We start from the raw sequence: 17,380 nt of genomic DNA, 5'->3' as shown, positions 1-17,380 counted from the left end.
TCCGTCCAAGAGGACAAAGGCACTGGCGAGTCTCGCCATCGGCCTTCTTGCTCTGACCGGTTGCACCAATGCATCACAGACCTCGGGGGGAGCTGCCCCGGGTTCCACTGGCTTTGATCCCGCCTCTGTGGCCAGGGACGATGCCCTCGCCGCGAGCGTACCTGAGGCCATCAGGAGCAAGGGCACCCTCACGGTGGGTGCCGACACAACGTACGCACCTGCCGAATCCCTGGGCGGCGCCGATGGCCAGACCCCGGTGGGCTACAACGTGGATTTCGCCAAGGCCATCGGTGCGACCCTCGGCCTGAAGGTCAAGGTCCAGACGTCGGAATTCACGGGAATCCTGCCCGCTCTCGGTGCCAAGTACGATCTGGGAATCTCCTCCTTCACAATCAACGCGGAGCGTCTGAAGGCCGTCAACATGGTCAGCTACTTCAATGCCGGCACGTTGTGGGCCGTCCAGAAGGGCAACCCGAAGAATTTCAGCGTCGATGACATCTGCGGCAAAACCGTAGGGGTGCAGACCGGCACCACCCAGGAGGACCCCGACGTCTCCGGCCGGTCCAAGGCATGCACGGATGCCGGAAAACCGGGCGTCAACGTCGTCACTTTGAAAACGCAGACAGATGTGACCACCCGTCTGGTGAACGGCAGCATCGACGCCATGGCCGCCGATTCCCCCATCATCGGCTATGCCCTCTCGCAGACCGGCGGCAAGCTGGAGCCCCTGGGCGATGTTTACGCTGCGGCACCGCAAGGTATCGCGGTCGCCAAGAGCGACACCGCCCTGTCCGAGCTCATGAAAAACGTCATGAACAAACTCATCAGCGACGGGACCTACGGGAAAATCCTGGACACCTGGAGCAACACCACGGGCGCCGTCACGAAGTCTGAAGTGAACCCGGCGGTAGGGAATTGAGCAGCCTCGCACCCACCGATACCAGCGACCGCAGGACCATTGCCGCGCACCGGAAACCGGAACTGATCGACGCCGTTCCGGTCCGCCATCCCGGCCGCTGGGCCGGCGCCGTCCTCATCCTGCTGTTCGCCGCGCTGCTGGGCCAGAGCCTGGTCACCAATACCAATTTCCGCTGGGACATCGTCGGCACCTATTTCATGGACGTGCTCGTCATCCAGGGCATCGGCTGGACGTTGCTGCTGACAGTCCTCTCGATGGCGATCGCCATCTTGCTGGCCGTTCTCCTGGCCTTCATGCGCCAGTCGGACAATCCCCTGTTCCGCGGCGTGAGCTGGACCTGGGTCTGGTTCTTCCGCGGCACACCGGTCTACACCCAGCTGGTGTTCTGGGGCCTCATCTCCGTTCTTTATCCCAAGATCGCCCTGGGGATTCCGTTCGGACCGGAACTGTTCAGCTTCAGCACCCAGGACGTAATCACCGCCTTCATGGCAGCAATCCTGGGACTGGGGTTGAACGAGTCAGCCTATCTGGCCGAAATTTTCCGCGCCGGCCTGAAGTCCGTCGACTCCGGCCAGATGGAAGCCGCCGAGGCCCTGGGGATGCGCAAGTCCAAAATCATGTGGCGGATCATTCTGCCCCAGGCCATGCGCGTCATCGTGCCACCCACCGGCAATGAGACCATCGGGATGCTCAAGACCACCTCGCTGGTGCTCGCGGTGCCGTTCACCCTGGACCTGACATTCGCAACCAACGGCATCGCCAACCGCAGCTACCTGCCCATTCCGTTGCTGATCGTGGCCGCCCTCTGGTACCTGGTGATCACCAGCATCCTGATGGTGGGCCAGTACTACGTTGAGCGCCACTTCGGAAAGGGCGTGGACAACATCGTCCCTGCCCCGGTCAAGCCGACCCCTGCGGCCGCCGCAGCCAAAGCACCCAAAATAAAGGATGAGCTACCGTGACCATCACCAACGACCTCATGACGAAGGAGGCCCTCGTCCGGATTGACGGGGTCCACAAGTACTTCGGAGAGCACCATGTGCTCCGCGGGATCGACATGACGGTCCGGCAGGGCGAGGTTTCCGTCCTGATCGGCCCGTCCGGGTCCGGGAAGTCCACGTTGCTGCGCTGCATCAACATGCTGGAAACCATCAGCGCCGGCCGGATCCACGTCCGCGAAGAAATGATCGGCTACCGCGAGAACCGCGGCCGCCTGCATGACCTGACCATCAAAGAGATCGCCGCCCAGCGTCGGGAGATCGGCATGGTCTTCCAGCGCTTCAACCTCTTCCCGCACCGTACGGCGCTACAGAACATTATCGAGGCGCCCACCCAAGTCAAGCGGCAATCCAAGGTGAAGGCCAGATCACGCGCGATGGAACTTCTGGACCGTGTCGGTCTCGGAAACCACGCCAACCACTATCCCGCGCAGCTCTCCGGTGGCCAGCAGCAGCGCGTGGCCATCGCCCGTGCATTGGCGATGGAGCCTGAACTGATGCTCTTCGACGAGCCGACCTCGGCCCTGGACCCGGAACTCGTGGGCGAAGTGCTCAACGTGATGAAAGACCTGGCCAAGTCCGGCATGACTATGATCGTGGTCACCCACGAGATCGGCTTCGCGCGCGAGGTCGGAGACACCCTGACCTTCATGGACGGCGGCATCGTCGTCGAAAGCGGCAAGCCGCGCGACGTCATCGCCAATCCGCAGCAGGCCCGCACCCAGGAGTTCCTCTCCAAAGTTCTCTGACGGCTCAACCCAGGCGGTCCGGGCGTGATGTCCGAAGCGGATCATGCCCGGACCGGCATTGGTGCCTACGGTGAAGGATGATGTTGGTCTAGATTCGTGGAATGGGAACAGTTGGAGTGACGCAGTGACGAACCCCGGAGCGGACAACCAGGAGGAGGATCTGCTCGCGTTGACCATGAGCGTGGAGGACTGGCTGTTCATCGACGGGACCATTGACAACACCGTCGCCATTGCTGCCGTGGACGGCGCCGAGACCGTCGTCGGGCAGGGCCACGCGATCCGCGCGGCGGGCTGGGCGGCAACCCGCGCCCACCCGCGGAATAAGGACGGCTGGGGCGGCTGGCCGCCCACCGATGACGAGATTACCGTTGCGCTGCCGCCACCGGCGTGGCGGTTCGTCGTTGACGAGTTGTACAGGTGGGAGCGTGTGAGGGCCGACGACGGCGCGGACGTGGGTGCCGTCAGCCCGGACGCGGGGAAGCCTGGGACGCGCGGCTTTGCGGTTGCGCACCGGCTGGTGGAGCGCCTCAGCGATGCGTCGCGCGAACCGGAGTAGCCGCAGGTCAAAACCGTCGGTGCGGTGGCGCTCTGGCTATGATTGAGGTACTGGGTTCTAAGCTGAGGGGGAACACTGGCCGATGAGTGCCGTCACTGTCGCGCGCAACGTCCGCGTCGCTATCTGGACCATTCTGGCGGTCCTCGTGGCTGTGGGTCTGATCTGGTTCGCCGTGTTTACCGCGAACAAACCCGCCACGCCCGTGCCCCCGGCGGCCGCTGATTCCCCGGTGGTGAGGGAAGACAGCCACCGGCTCACCAGCCCACCGGCCGAGAAAGCCCAGCTGGTTGAGTTTCTGGACTTCGAGTGCGAGGCCTGCCGCGCCGCCGAGCCTTTGGTGACGGAGCTGAAGGAGGACTACGGGGACCGGATCACGTTCGTCCTCCGCTACTTCCCCCTGCCCGGACACCCGAACTCCGGCACGGCAGCGCTCGCTGTCGAAGCCGCCGCGCGTCAGGGCCACTACGAACCGATGGTCACGAAGCTTTTCGCGACCCAGCCCGAGTGGGGCGAAAAGCAGGACTCCCAGGCCGCCCTCTTCCGGACCTACGCGGAAGGCCTCGGCCTCGACATGGCCCGGTTCGATCAGGATGTTGCCGCCGAGGACACCAAGGAACGGATCCGCCGGGACATCGCGGACGGAAAAGCCCTCGGTGTTACCGGCACCCCGACGTTCTTCCTGAACGGCGAAAAACTCGTCCTCAACACCGAAGCCCAGTTCCGGCAGTTGCTCGACGACGCCGTCCGGTAGCGGCTGTGGTTAGTGCCGTGCAACATCGGGGGCGGCGCCAAACTTAAGCCCGCAACTCCCGATCAATCCGGTCCATTCGGGCCCGCACCAACTGGAAACGCGCGTCCTCAGGACCGGTCAATCGTGCCAACGCGGAAGCGGCGGCGATGTCGCACGAGCCCATATCGCTGGCGCACCAGCGTGAGATCAGGTCGGCATCTCCGCTGGAACGGACCGAGGCCGCAACAGCCTCATTCAATTCGTCACGCATGAGCTCAACGGCCAGGTTATTCGAGCGGTTGAGCAGGCGGGCCGGGTACGCCGCCAACGCTTCGCCGAGGCGGCCGGCCCGCAAGTACCCGGCCACAGCGTCGGCGTCGGACACCACAGTCACGCCAGCGGCAAAACGGTACGGATTGGGCTCCACCACGGCACCCAACACCGCACGGATCCGGTGCATTTCCGTCCGAATTGTCGCGGCCGCTCCGTCCTCGCCGTGCAGCTGGTAGGCCAGCTCTTCGGCGCTCCAGCCCTGTGTTCGCGAGGCCAGCAACGCCAGTATTTCGGCTCGGCGCAGCGTGATCGGAATGCCACGGCCGCCGTCGAGCTCTGCTGTCGGCTTGTCGCCGAGCAGCCGCAGGAACAGCGTAGAGGCGGTGCCGGGACGGGAAAGTCCGACGGCGGCACGCGGACTCAGTTCCGCCGTCGGGCCTGCGGACCTCAACAGCTCCTCGGCCAGCCGCACGCCGCAACGCACCATCCGCAGGCTGTCCGGCGTCACGGTGTCGATCGGCCCCGAAACATCCAGCACGCCGACGATCTCCCCGCTGAAAGGGTCGCGGATCGGGGCGGCGGTGCAGGCCCAGTCGTGGTGGGTCCGCACCAGGTGCTCGGCCGAAAACAACTGGGCCGGGCCCCCGGTAATAAGCGCCTCGCTGATGGCATTGGTGCCGATGCCGGACTCGGACCAGTCGGCACCTTCCACAAACTCCAGTGAGTCGGCCTGCCGCAACGCTGACCCGCTGCCGACCCGCCACAGCACCTCGCCCAGATGGTCAGTGACGATCAGCAGGTGGCGGCCCGCGGCGGACTCATCGGCGAGCATCTGGGACAACGCCGGAACCACGGATGCCAGGCGGTGTCCGGCGCCCAAAGAACGGGCTTCAGAAACGTCATGCAGATGCACCGGACTGTGCTGCTCGGGGTTGATTCCCAGAGCCAGGGAGCGGCGCCACGACTCAAGCAATGACGGCGAAAACGCAGGATCCGGCGAGCCGGCCAGCGTGGCATCCTGCGCGCTGCGGAGCGTCCTGGCGTACTCCAGGGGAGAGGAGAAACGGAGCCCGGGATCAGGCGCCAACGCGTGCTGCATGCGTCTACTCCCAACTCGCCGTCGAATCGATCTGCCCGAAGACCCCGCAGGAAAGGGGGGAGGCCCGTGTAACCCGATTGTAACCCCCCGCGACATTTACTTGTGATGCGAGTCACCACCCGGTCGGCTGTTATGGAACCGGGCAATGACTCATCGTCAGCAATGGAAAGAGGAGACATGCCTGAGACCGCAAATGGCATAGCCGAGGCTTGGCTGGCGCAGTTCGACGACGCGCTGCGCAGCCACAACACCGAGGCAGCACTGGAATTGTTCGAGGACGAATCGTATTGGCGCGACTTCGTATCCTTCACCTGGAATCTCAAAACGCTCGAGGGCAAGGACCAGATCAGGAGCATGCTGGACGCCACCTTGGAGGACATTCAGCCGTCCAACTGGACCCTGGCCGAGGACGCCACCGGGGACGCTGCCGGTACAGAGGCCTGGGTCAACTTCGAGACCTCGCAGGCCCGCGGCTACGCTCATCTGCGCCTGCGCAACGGCAAGTGCTGGACCCTGCTTACCACCATGCAGGAGCTGAAGGGCTTCGAGGAAAAGAAGGGCGCCAATCGTGAGAAGGGCGTGGCCCACCACATCAGCAAGGGCCGCAAGTCCTGGCTGGAACTGAAGGAGGAGCAGGAAGCCAGGCTCGGCTACGAGGACCAGCCCTACACCGTGATCATCGGCGGCGGGCAGGGCGGGATCGGCCTCGGCGCCCGGCTGCGCCGGCTCGGCGTGCCCACCCTCATCATTGAGAAGAACGAAAAGCCCGGCGACTCCTGGCGCAACCGCTACAAGTCCCTGCACCTGCACGACCCCGTCTGGTACGACCACCTGCCGTACCTGAAGTTCCCGGAAGACTGGCCTGTGTTCGCGGCCAAGGACAAGATCGGCGACTGGCTGGAGCATTACACCCGCATCATGGAGCTGAACTACTGGTCCAGCACCGAATGCACCAACGCCCGCTACGACGAGGACGCCCAAGAATGGGTCGTCCAGGTCATCCGCGACGGCGCACCGGTCACCTTGCGTCCCAAACAGCTCGTCTTCGCCTTGGGCGTCTCCGGTTACCCCAACGTGCCAGCGTTCGACGGCGCCGAGTGCTTCCTGGGGGAGCAGTACCACTCCTCCAAGCACCCCGGTGGCGGCGACTGGACGGGCAAGAAGGCCGTGGTGATCGGGTCAAACAACTCGGCCCACGACATCTGCGCCGACCTCTGGGAGCACGGCGCCGACGTCACCATGATCCAGCGCTCGTCCACCCACATTGCCCGCAGTGAGTCCCTCATGGACCTGGCCCTCGGCGACCTCTACTCGGAGAAGGCGCTGGCCAACGGTGTCACCACGGAGAAGGCCGACCTCCTGTTCGCCTCGCTGCCGTACCGGATCCTCCCGGAGGCCCAGATCCCGGTCTATCAGGAGATGGCAAAGCGGGACGCCGGTTTCTACACCCAGCTCGAGGCTGCGGGTTTCGAGCTGGACTTCGGAGTGGACGGTTCGGGGCTGTTCCTGAAGTACCTGCGGCGTGGCTCCGGCTACTACATCGACGTCGGCGCCTCCCAGCTGATCATCGACGGCCGCGTGAAACTCGCCAACGGCCAGGTCAGCAAGATCACCGGCAACGCCGTGGTCATGGACAACGGCACCGAGCTGGAAGCCGACGTGATCATCTACGCCACCGGCTACGGTTCGATGAACGGCTGGCTCGCTGACCTTGTCTCACCCGAGGTGGCTGACAGGGTGGGCAAGTGCTGGGGTTTCGGCTCCGAAACGCCCAAGGACCCTGGCCCCTGGGAGGGCGAGCTGCGGAACATGTGGAAGCCCACCAACGTGGAGAACCTCTGGATCCATGGCGGCAACCTGCACCAGAGCCGGCACTATTCCAACTACCTGGCCCTGCAGCTCAAGGCCCGGCTGGAGGGGCTGCCCACACCGGTGTTTGAGCTCCAGGCATCGCACCACACCCGCTGATCACCACCCACCCGGGCGGGCGGCTGCGCCGACATGGCGCAGCCGTCTCTACGGCATCGAGATCAGGAGGATTCATCACGTGATAGGCCGTGGACGGCTCTACCCTCGAAGGTGTTGGCGCAGTCCGGGGATGGCAAAGTCGACCTTCCCGTAGCCGGCAGACTCGATCAGCCCGGCTGCGATGAGCCTGTTCCGGTACTTGGAGACCAGATTGGGTTTGGACTTGATGATGTTCCCGATCTGGGCAGCTGACGAAGGGCCATCCTGCTGGGCCATCGCATCGAGGAACTCGCGGTCCTTGTCAGAGATGTCCGAAAGTGCGGACTCGACAACAACCAGGGTGTTCCGTCGCAGCGCGGCCGCGATGGCGGCGCGGACGCCGCGCTGATCCAACGTCCAGCCCGACTTACCAGCCTCCATCCAGAGGTAATAGCCGACGAGCTGAATAAGGAACGGGTAGCCCTCTGTGGCCGCCGCCGCCTCGCTGATCAGCTCCGGGGAGACGCCGATGCCTCCTTCGCTGAAAAGTTCCTGGTAAGAGGCGGTGACTTCGGCGACGGCCGCTTCGTGCAGGTTGATCCTGTCGGCCCGCCGCAGGAAGGTGGCTACGCCTTCGTTAAGAAGATCAGACACGGCCGAGGGGAGGCCGGCGAAGATCAGGCCGATCGGCAGGCCGTCGCGAATGAAGTGTTGGACGTCGGCAGCCAACTGCGAGATTTCTGTCCGGTCGACGGCATGGATCTCGTCAATAGTGATGACTAAGCCCGTTCCCTTTGCGTCCAGCAGTCGCAGGAGTTCCTCGCCGGTCCGCCGCCAATCCGGAAAGCGTTCCTGCGGGAGTTGCGTGGTCAACCCGAACCCTGCGGCGGAGAAAGCCGTGATCTTCCGCGTCGGCGGACCGTCCCCGAACTCGTCTGCAAGTCGGAGCATGTCGTCGCCGATCTTTGCCAGGAATCCCGGATTGGCCGTTCGGGAGATCACGGCCCATCCGTGATCTCTGGCGATCGCCTCCGCGGCACCGAGCATTACGGTCTTGCCAATGCCCCGGGATCCCGTAATGATCGTGAGCAGCCCCGGAGCACCCGATCCCTGTTGCAAGCCGTATTCGAATTCGTCCAGCAGCCCGGCTCTGCCGATTAGGTCCGGAGGGGTGGCTCCGGCAGTGGGTTTGAAAGGATTCTGCACAGACGCCTCCGGGTGAAACTAGGTGAAAGTGGTGAAAGTGGTGAAACTTCGACCAGCCTAGCAGTCCGGGCTAATCGCCTGCTGGGCCGACATCAGGGGCTTGTGAGGATGACGAGCTGCCGGGTCGCCCGGGTCATCGCGACATAGCGGTCTACCGCTCCTTCGATGCCCGGACCGAAGCCCTCCGGGTCCACGAGGACCACCAGGTCGAACTCGAGCCCCTTCACCAGTTCCGGGGACAGCCACCTGGCGCGGGACGTCGCCAGGAACGGGCCGTGTCCCGCGTCAGTGGTGCTGATGACGCAGGCGGTCCCGTCGTCGTGCTCGGCGAGCCAGGTGTCGAGGATCGAGCCCAGCTGCAGTGTGGATCCGTGGACGACGGGAAGGCCGCTGCTCCGGATCGAGGTGGGCACGTTGGCGTCCGGGACGACGGCCCGGATGACCGGCTCGGCTTCTGCCATGACCTCTTCCGGCGTCCGGTAGTTGATGCTGAGGCTCGCCAGGTTCACGTTCGTCAATCCGACCCGTTCGAGCCGTTCCAGCCACGACTCGGCAAACCCGTGCCTGGCCTGGGCGCGGTCCCCCACGACGGTGAAGCTCCGGGACGGGCAGCGGAGCATCAACCACCCGGTCCATCAGCTCACACTCAGCGGCCAGGGCGGCGTCCTGCCGGCGCTTGCGGCGTGACGCCTCGGGGTCGCCGAGCCGTTGCCGGGCCGCGTCCAGGAGCGGCAGGTCGGACGTGGTCCAGGCGTGCGGGTCCTGGCGCTGCAGCTTCTGCACCTCGTCGGGACTGAGCCAGGGGGCGCACAGGCGCAGGTAGGCGGGCACCCGCCAGAGGTCCCCCACAAGCGCGCTGTAGTTGAGCGGCGGCCATGCCCTGCTGAACGCTTCGACCAATTCCGCGTTCCGCGCCAGCGCCCTGCGCAGCACGCCTTCGGGGAGGTCGCCGCCGTCGTGCTAGTCCTCCATGATGGTGAGCAGCTCCTCCCAGACCTCGTCGCGCGCCTCATTGTGCGGAGTGCCGGGATGACCCGATTTCCCATCGATTGCTCCGTAGGGGCCCTTAAGGGCTCCCAAAAGGGCCTTTACGGAGCAACCGATGGTGATGTGACGCCGTCGCCGGCGGAAATCTTGCACGCCGCCCGAAATCGGGCTAACCTGTGAGACGTGTCACTGACGAAGTGGCACATGCTTTTGATCTGCGGCGGGAGAGTCCTGCCGGTACGTTCAGCAGGCGCCGTAGGAGCAAATCCTCTCCGGGAATCTCTCAGGCCCACGTACCGCCGCGGTTAGGCAACTCTGGAAAGTAGTCCGGCAACGGGCTCACCGACGGTGCAAGCGTCACCCTGTAAAAGCAGGTGGCGCGGAAACTCTCAGGTCCAATACAGAGCGGGGAGGAACCCGAATCAATGTGGCGTACCCAGCGCGCCACCTGAATTATGGAGTTCCTTCATGACCATCCAGTCGTCCCCTTCCACCTTTGCCGATCGTCATATTGGTGCGCGCCGCCAGGCCGATATTGACGCCATGCTCAAGGCCGTTGGCTATGACAGCGTTGACGGCCTCGTGGACGTTGCCGTCCCCGACTCCATCCGCCAGGCCAAGCCGCTGGCCCTTAAGGACGCCCTCAGTGAGGTTGAGGTCCTTGCGGAGCTGCGGAAGCTCGCGGCGAAGAACAAGACGGCTGTCCAGATGATCGGCCAGGGTTACTACGACACGGTCACGCCTGCGGTGATCCGGCGGAACATCCTCGAGGCCCCGGCCTGGTACACCGCGTACACGCCGTACCAGCCGGAGATTTCGCAGGGCCGCCTGGAGGCGCTGCTGAACTTCCAGACCATGGTCCAGGACCTGGTGGGCCTGCCGATCGCGAACGCGTCGCTGCTGGATGAAGCCACCGCGGTGGCCGAGGCTNTCCAAGGGCCTGCCCGACGGCGTTATCAACGGGATTGTGCTGCAGCAGCCGGGCGTCTCGGGCCGGGTCTTCAACCACGCCGACGTGATCGAGGCTGCCAAGGAGCGCGGCGCGCTCGTCACGGTCGCTGCCGACCTTTTGGCGCTGACGCTGATCACGCCTCCGGGGGAGCAGGGCGCGGACATCGCCGTCGGCTCGACCCAGCGTTTTGGTGTGCCGTTGTTCTTCGGCGGCCCGCACGCCGCCTACATGGCGGTGGCGAAGGGCCTGGAGCGGTCCATGCCGGGCCGCCTCGTCGGTGTCTCCAAGGACGACGCCGGGACCCCCGCGTACCGCCTGGCGCTGCAGACCCGTGAGCAGCACATCCGCCGTGAGAAGGCCACGTCCAACATCTGCACCGCGCAGGCACTGCTGGCCATCGTTTCCTCGTTCTACGCCGTGTACCACGGCCCCGACGGTCTCAAGGCAATCGCCGAGCAGGTCCACCACAACGCCCGCACCCTGGCGACCACGCTGAAGGTCGCCGGCCGCGAACTGGTCACCGAGACCTTTTTCGACACAGTCACGGTCCGCGTCCCGGGCAAGGCCGGCAAGGTCATCGCCGCCGCCGAAGCACGTGGCATCAACCTGCGCCACATCGACGAGGACACCATCGGCGTCTCCGCTGATGAAACTACGGCGACGGATGTCCTCTCCGCGATCGCCGTCGCCTTCGGTGCCGGTCCGGTTGTGGACGCGAAGGGCTTTGAACTGCCCGAATCGGTGCTCCGCACTTCCGAGTACCTGCAGCACCCCGTGTTCAACACGCACCGTTCCGAGACCCAGCTGCTGCGCTACATCCGCCGGCTGAGTGACCGCGACCTCGCCCTGGACCGCACGATGATCCCGCTGGGTTCCTGCACGATGAAGCTGAACGCCACGGCAGAGATGGAAGCCATATCCTGGCCGGAGTTCGCCTCGATCCACCCGTTCGCCCCGGATTCCCAGACCGTGGGCTGGCGCGAACTCATCGGCGGGCTGGAAGCTGACCTCGCGGAAATCACCGGGTACGACCAGGTGTCCCTGCAGCCGAACGCCGGGTCCCAGGGCGAGCTCGCGGGCCTGCTGGCCATCCGCGGCTACCACCTCTCTCGCGGCGATGCCCAGCGCACGGTCTGCCTGATTCCGGCCTCGGCGCACGGCACCAACGCCGCCTCGGCCGTCCTGGCGGGCATGAAGGTTGTCGTTGTGGCAACGGCGCCTGACGGCAGCATCGATCACGCGGACCTGAATGCCAAGATCGAGGCCAACAAGGACGTCCTCTCGGCGATCATGATCACCTACCCCTCCACCCACGGCGTCTACGACGCCGACGTCACCGAAATCTGCGACGCCGTGCACGCTGCCGGCGGCCAGGTCTACGTGGACGGCGCCAACCTCAACGCCCTTGTCGGCCTGGCACAGCCGGGCAAGTTCGGCGGCGACGTCTCGCACCTGAACCTGCACAAGACCTTCTGCATCCCCCACGGCGGCGGCGGCCCCGGTGTTGGTCCGGTCGCAGCCAAGGCGCACCTGGCACCGTTTATGCCCGGTGACGCCAACAAGGCAGCGCACGAAGCCGGCCACGGCGTGGCCATCAGCGCATCCAACTACGGCTCCGCCGGTGTCCTGCCCATCTCCTGGGCGTATGTGAAGCTGATGGGTGCCGAGGGCCTGACCGAGGCCACGAAGTCGGCGCTGCTGGCGGCGAACTACGTGGCGGCCCGCCTGAATGAGTACTTCCCGGTTCTCTACACCGGCGAGGGTGGGCTGGTGGCGCACGAGTGCATCCTGGACCTGCGCGACCTGACGGCCAGGACCGGCGTCACCGCGGAGGACGTGGCCAAGCGCCTGATCGATTATGGTTTCCACGCCCCCACCCTCGCGTTCCCGGTGGCGGGCACGCTGATGGTGGAGCCCACCGAGTCCGAGGACCTGGTGGAGATCGACCGGTTCATCGACGCGATGATCACCATCCGCAAGGAAATCGACCAGGTGGCCAACGGCGACTTCACTGTCGAGAACAGCCCGCTGCGCCACGCACCCCACACCGCGTCCGCCGTCGTATCTTCCGACTGGGCCCGCGAGTACCCGCGTGAGCAGGCCGCCTTCCCGGTCCACCACCTCAAGCAGGACAAGTACTTCCCGCCCGTCGGCCGCATCGACGGCGCAGCCGGGGACCGCAACCTGATCTGCTCCTGCCCGCCCATCGAAGAATTCGCGAACTAGTCTCGTATGAAAGGCTTTCACAATGACTGAGAACTACACCGCTCTCTACGAAGAGCACAAGAAACTCGGCGCTTCCTTCACCGATTTCGGTGGCTGGCAGATGCCCCTGAAGTACAGCTCCGAGCTGGCCGAGCACCACGCTGTGCGCAAGGCTGCCGGCCTGTTCGACCTCTCCCACATGGGCGAAGTCTGGGTCTCCGGCCTGGAAGCCGGCGCGTTCCTGGACTACGCACTGGTGGGCAAACTCTCCGCCATCGCGGACGGGAAGGCCAAGTACTCGCTCATCTGCAACGCCGACGGCGGCATCATCGATGACCTCATCGTCTACCGTTTCGGCGACGAGAAATACCTCGTGGTCCCCAACGCGGGCAACGCCCCCACCGTCGCCGTCGCCCTGGCCGAACGCGCCACGGCGTTCAACGTGAAGGTGGAGGACGCCTCCGCCATCACGTCGCTGATCGCGGTCCAGGGTCCCAAGGCAGAGGCCATCCTGCTCAAGCTGACCGCTGAGGCCCAGCACCCGCTCGTCACAGACCTGAAGTACTACGCGTTCAACGAACTCACCGTGGCCGGCCACAACGTCATCCTGGCCCGCACCGGTTACACCGGCGAGGACGGCTTCGAGCTCTTTGTAGCGAACGACGGCGCCGCCTCCCTGTGGGCATCCGTCGCCGAAGCGGGGGCCGAGTTCGGCATCGTCCCGTGCGGCCTCGCCTCCCGCGATTCGCTCCGCCTCGAAGCGGGCATGCCGCTGTACGGCAACGAGCTTTCCCTCGAAGGGTCACCGTTCGACGCCGGCCTGGGTGGCGTTGTGGCGCTCAAGAGCAAGGAAGGCGACTTCGTGGGCCGCGCCGCCCTGGAAGCCGCCAAGGAAGCCGGATCAAAGCGTAAGCTGGTTGGCTTGATGGGACTCGGACGTCGCGCCGGCCGCGGGCACTACCCGGTGCTCAAGGACGGTGCCGTGGTTGGCGAAGTCACCTCCGGCCAGCCCAGCCCCACCCTCGGCTACCCGGTGGCGATGGCTTATGTCGACGTCGAGCACGCCGAGATTGGCACCGCCCTGGACATCGACCTGCGCGGCAAGGCAGAACCTTTCGAGGTTGTCGCCCTGCCGTTCTACAAGCGCCAAAAGTAAGCCAAGTCCGGAACCGGCAGGCCGGAGTTTTCACGCGTGCTGCTCCTTCGTCGCTCTGACGCACGCTTTCGAAAACCCCGTCCCGCCGGCCCCTCGGGGGGTCCGCGGTATCCGGCAGCATGCGTCAAAGCGAGGAACGAGCAGCATGCAGAGGATATCGGGGAACGCCCGGCCCAACTCGACCACCCACAGATTTCGAACGTAAGGAACACACATGGCTAAGGTTGCCGCTGAACTGAAGTACTCCGCTGAGCACGAGTGGATCGCCTTTGATGGCTCTGGTCCGTCCGTTGTTGGCGTGTCCGCTGTTGCCGCTGAGGCGCTGGGCGACATCGTCTACGTGGACCTGCCCGAGGTTGGCTCCACAGTGACCGCGGGGGAGACCTGCGGCGAGATCGAGTCCACCAAGTCCGTCTCTGACCTGTACTCCCCGGTGACGGGCGAGGTCACGGAAATCAACGAAGACGCCATCGGCGATCCTGCACTGATCAACTCCGATCCGTACGGTGCCGGCTGGCTGTTCAAGGTGACCGTCGAGTCCGAGGGCCCGCTGCTGTCCGCCCAGGAATACGCCGAAGTAAACGGTGGCGAACTGTGAGCCCCGCTGCAGCAGGCACCGCAGTTTTTGAGCAGGTAGTTTCCGCGAGCCTGGACACCGACCTGTCGGTGCTGGACCCCGAGATCGCCGTCAAGATCGACGACGAACTGCGCCGCCAGCGCAATGGCCTGGAAATGATCGCCTCCGAGAACCACACGGCCGTTGCCGTGATGCAGGCGCAGGGCTCGGTCCTGACCAACAAGTACGCCGAGGGCTACCCGGGCAAGCGCTACTACGGTGGCTGCGAGCACGTGGACGTCATCGAGCAGCTGGCCATCGACCGCGTCAAGGCCCTGTTCGGTGCCGAGTTCGCCAACGTGCAGCCGCACTCCGGCGCCCAGGCCAACGCCTCGGTCATGCACGCGCTGATCAAGCCGGGCGATACCATCATGGGCCTGAACCTGGCCCACGGCGGCCACCTGACCCACGGCATGAAGATCAACTTCTCCGGCAAGCTATACAACGTGGTCCCGTACCAGGTCCGCGAAGACACCCACACCATTGACATGGCCGAGGTGGAGCGCCTGGCGCTGGAGCACAAGCCGCAGCTGATTGTCGCCGGCTGGTCGGCCTACGCCCGCCAGCTGGACTTCGCCGAGTTCCGCCGGATCGCCGATCTGGTGGGTGCCTTCCTGATGGTGGACATGGCGCACTTCGCCGGTCTGGTGGCAGCTGGCCTGCACCCGAGCCCCGTGCCGCACGCCCACGTCACCACGTCCACCACGCACAAGACCCTCGCCGGTCCGCGCGGCGGCATCATCCTCTCCAACGACGCCGCGATCGCCAAGAAGATCAACTCGGCTGTCTTCCCCGGACAGCAGGGCGGCCCGCTGGAGCACGTCATCGCCGGCAAGGCCGTGGCCTTCAAGATCGCAGCAACGCCGGAGTTCAAGGAACGCCAGGAGCGCGTCCTCGCCGGCGCCAGCATCCTGGCCGACCGCCTGGTCCAGCCGGACGTCACCGCCAAGGGCATCAACGTGATCTCCGGCGGCACCGACGTCCACCTGGTCCTGGTTGACCTGCGCAACTGCGAGTTGGATGGCCAGCAGGCCGAGGACCGCCTCGCCGCGATTGACATCACCGTCAACCGCAACGCCGTACCGTTCGACCCGCGCCCTCCGATGGTCACCTCCGGCCTCCGGATCGGCACCCCCGCGCTGGCCACCCGTGGTTTCGGCGAGGCAGCTTTCCGTGAAGTTGCGGACATCATCGCCGAGGCATTGATTGCCGACGCCGACGCGGACCTTTCCGGCCTGCGTCACCGGGTAGAGGCACTCGCCGCCGCCCACCCGCTGTACCCGTCTGTCGCAAACCTCAGCTGAGGTGCCGGGACCGGCGGACCGGAGTTTTCACGCGTGCTGCTCCTTCGTCGCTCTGACGCACGCTTTCGAAAACCCCCGCCCGCCGGCCCCTACAGGGAGTTCGGTCTTCCTGCGGCTTACGCAGGATGCCCGGCTCGTCATTAGTAATTTTTTAGTTAGGAAGTCATCATGGCCGTTGGAGTCTTTGATTTGTTCTCCGTCGGGATCGGGCCGTCGAGCTCTCACACGGTGGGGCCGATGCGCGCTGCCGCCGTGTTTGCCGAGGAGCTCAAGGGCTCAGGCAGCCTGGACAAGGTGGCCGGGCTGCGGGTGGACCTGTACGGGTCGCTGGCGGCAACCGGCCATGGCCACGGCACCATGACGGCCATCCTGCTGGGCCTGGAGGGCTTCCACCCGGAAAAGATCCTGCCGGCCGAGGTGGAGGAGCGGCTCGCCACCATCGCCGAAACCGGCACGCTCCAGCTCGCCGGTTCCGTGCCCCTGCCGTACGGGGTCAAGGACATGGTCCTGCGACCGCTCACTGTCTTGCCGCGGCACACCAACGGCATGACCTTCACGGTCACTGACGAGGCAGGCGAAGTCCTCCACAAGGCCACGTTCTTCTCCGTCGGCGGCGGCTTCATTGTCCGCGAAGGCGAAGAGGACGCGGCGCTGAAGGAACTGGACGAGTCCAAGAAGGAACTGCCGCTGCCGTTCCGCACCGCCGCGGAGTTGCTGGGCCGGTGCCAGTCCAAGGGCCTGTCCATCGGCGACATCATGTTCGTCAACGAACGTGCGTCCCGGTCCGAGGCGGAAATCCGCGAAGGCCTGCTGCACATCTACTCCGTGATGGAGGAGTGTGTGGCAACCAGCCTCAAGCGTGAGGGGCTGCTGCCCGGGGGACTGAAGGTCCGCCGTCGTGCTCCGGACTGGCATGAGCGGCTCGAAAAGGAGGACAAGGACCGGGACGCGAAGTACTGGCAGGAATGGGTGAACCTCATCGCCCTGGCAGTGAACGAGGAGAACGCGTCCGGCGGCCGGGTTGTCACGGCGCCCACCAACGGTGCTGCGGGGATCATCCCGGCAGTCCTGTACTACGCGCTGCATTTCGCGCCCGGCATGGACAAGGCCACGCAGCAAGACCGCGACGACGTTGTGGTCAAGTTCCTGCTCACGGCCGGTGCCATCGGCGTGCTGTACAAGGAGCAGGCGTCCATTTCGGGTGCCGAGGTGGGCTGCCAGGGCGAGGTGGGATCGGCGTCGTCCATGGCGGCTGGTGCACTCGCTGAGGTGATGGGCGGGACGCCCCAGCAGGTGGAGAACGCGGCGGAGATCGCGATGGAACACAACCTGGGCCTGACGTGCGATCCGATCGGCGGGCTGGTCCAGGTGCCGTGCATCGAACGGAACGCGATTGCGGCGGCGAAGGCCATCAACGCAGCAAAGATGGCCCTGTGGGGGGACGGTACGCACCGGGTGTCCCTGGACGAGGTGATCGTGACCATGCGCGAGACCGGCAGGGACATGAGCTCCAAGTACAAGGAAACAGCCATGGGCGGCCTCGCCGTCAACGTAGTGGAATGCTAAGGGAAGAGAACTGATGACACTGGCACCAGAAGGCCGGAAGCTGCTGCGCGTTGAGCAGCGCAACTCTGCAGTACCTGTGGAGCGGAAGCCGGAGTGGATCAAGGCGAAGGTCCAGAT

Annotated in this window: 12 protein-coding genes, 3 pseudogenes and 1 riboswitch; of the genes and pseudogenes, 12 read left to right on the top strand and 3 right to left on the bottom strand. The window is 65.2% G+C overall.

Translation table 11 applies throughout. From position 1 onward, the window contains the following. Positions 1 to 127: 127 nt before the first annotated feature. The 5 genes from ACX80M_RS18060 to ACX80M_RS18040 all read left to right on the top strand — a co-directional run bounded on the left by ACX80M_RS18060 (position 128) and on the right by ACX80M_RS18040 (position 3,973). Positions 128 to 919 (top strand): ABC transporter substrate-binding protein, encoded by a 792-nt coding sequence (locus ACX80M_RS18060; protein ID WP_252599937.1) that lies wholly within the window; start codon positions 128 to 130, stop codon positions 917 to 919. After that, positions 916 to 1,881 (top strand): amino acid ABC transporter permease, encoded by a 966-nt coding sequence (locus tag ACX80M_RS18055; protein ID WP_459310109.1) that lies wholly within the window; start codon positions 916 to 918, stop codon positions 1,879 to 1,881. Before ACX80M_RS18060 ends, ACX80M_RS18055 begins: the two co-directional genes overlap by 4 nt. Before the next feature lie 17 nt (positions 1,882 to 1,898). After that, entirely contained in the window at positions 1,899 to 2,666 is a 768-nt protein-coding gene (locus ACX80M_RS18050; protein WP_252599950.1) for an amino acid ABC transporter ATP-binding protein, read from the top strand. A 124-nt stretch (positions 2,667 to 2,790) separates the two neighbouring features. After that, positions 2,791 to 3,222, top strand: a complete 432-nt coding sequence (locus ACX80M_RS18045) for a hypothetical protein (protein ID WP_459310108.1) — start codon at positions 2,791 to 2,793, stop codon at positions 3,220 to 3,222. 82 nt (positions 3,223 to 3,304) lie between these two features. Next, complete coding sequence (locus ACX80M_RS18040) at positions 3,305 to 3,973, top strand: DsbA family protein (RefSeq protein ID WP_252599939.1); 669 nt, start codon at positions 3,305 to 3,307, stop codon at positions 3,971 to 3,973. Between the two features lie 43 nt (positions 3,974 to 4,016). Here ACX80M_RS18040 and ACX80M_RS18035 read toward each other — a convergent pair whose 3' ends face one another. Beyond that, complete coding sequence (locus ACX80M_RS18035) at positions 4,017 to 5,324, bottom strand: helix-turn-helix domain-containing protein (RefSeq protein WP_459310107.1); 1,308 nt, start codon at positions 5,322 to 5,324, stop codon at positions 4,017 to 4,019. Positions 5,325 to 5,501: 177 nt separating this feature from the next. Here ACX80M_RS18035 and ACX80M_RS18030 point away from each other — a divergent pair, with 177 nt between their 5' ends. After that, positions 5,502 to 7,292 (top strand): NAD(P)/FAD-dependent oxidoreductase, encoded by a 1,791-nt coding sequence (locus tag ACX80M_RS18030; RefSeq protein WP_252614614.1) that lies wholly within the window; start codon positions 5,502 to 5,504, stop codon positions 7,290 to 7,292. 99 nt (positions 7,293 to 7,391) lie between these two features. Here ACX80M_RS18030 and ACX80M_RS18025 read toward each other — a convergent pair whose 3' ends face one another. Then, positions 7,392 to 8,477 carry an AAA family ATPase gene (locus ACX80M_RS18025; protein WP_252599942.1) on the bottom strand — a complete coding sequence of 362 codons (1,086 nt, stop codon included), beginning with the start codon at positions 8,475 to 8,477 and terminating at the stop codon, positions 7,392 to 7,394. Positions 8,478 to 8,569: 92 nt separating this feature from the next. Then, positions 8,570 to 9,515, bottom strand: a pseudogene (locus ACX80M_RS18020) (helicase domain-containing protein); the annotation flags it as partial. Positions 9,516 to 9,675: 160 nt separating this feature from the next. Next, positions 9,676 to 9,773, top strand: a riboswitch (glycine riboswitch). Between the two features lie 159 nt (positions 9,774 to 9,932). On the opposite strand from ACX80M_RS18020, the pseudogene gcvP reads away from it, so the two are divergent. The 6 genes and pseudogenes from gcvP to ACX80M_RS17990 all read left to right on the top strand — a co-directional run. Then, positions 9,933 to 12,642, top strand: a pseudogene (gene gcvP, locus ACX80M_RS18015) (aminomethyl-transferring glycine dehydrogenase). Positions 12,643 to 12,664: 22 nt separating this feature from the next. Then, entirely contained in the window at positions 12,665 to 13,777 is a 1,113-nt protein-coding gene (gcvT, locus tag ACX80M_RS18010) for a glycine cleavage system aminomethyltransferase GcvT (protein ID WP_459310106.1), read from the top strand. A 214-nt stretch (positions 13,778 to 13,991) separates the two neighbouring features. Further along, positions 13,992 to 14,375: a glycine cleavage system protein GcvH gene (gcvH, locus tag ACX80M_RS18005; protein ID WP_252598640.1), complete on the top strand. Its 384-nt coding sequence runs from the start codon at positions 13,992 to 13,994 to the stop codon at positions 14,373 to 14,375. Beyond that, the gene (glyA, locus tag ACX80M_RS18000) at positions 14,372 to 15,697 is read left to right on the top strand and encodes a serine hydroxymethyltransferase (RefSeq protein WP_308216152.1); all 1,326 of its coding nucleotides are present in this window, start codon (positions 14,372 to 14,374) and stop codon (positions 15,695 to 15,697) included. The genes gcvH and glyA overlap by 4 nt, the downstream gene beginning before the upstream one ends. A 168-nt stretch (positions 15,698 to 15,865) precedes the next feature. Next, entirely contained in the window at positions 15,866 to 17,263 is a 1,398-nt protein-coding gene (locus ACX80M_RS17995) for an L-serine ammonia-lyase (RefSeq protein WP_459310105.1), read from the top strand. 13 nt (positions 17,264 to 17,276) lie between these two features. Beyond that, positions 17,277 to 17,380 (top strand): annotated as a pseudogene (locus ACX80M_RS17990) (lipoyl synthase); the annotation flags it as partial.

The sequence above is a fragment of the Pseudarthrobacter sp. MDT1-22 genome (genome assembly GCF_054511035.1).
Note: the sequence above shows the minus strand (reverse complement) of the source record. Positions and strands in the feature narration are given on the sequence as shown.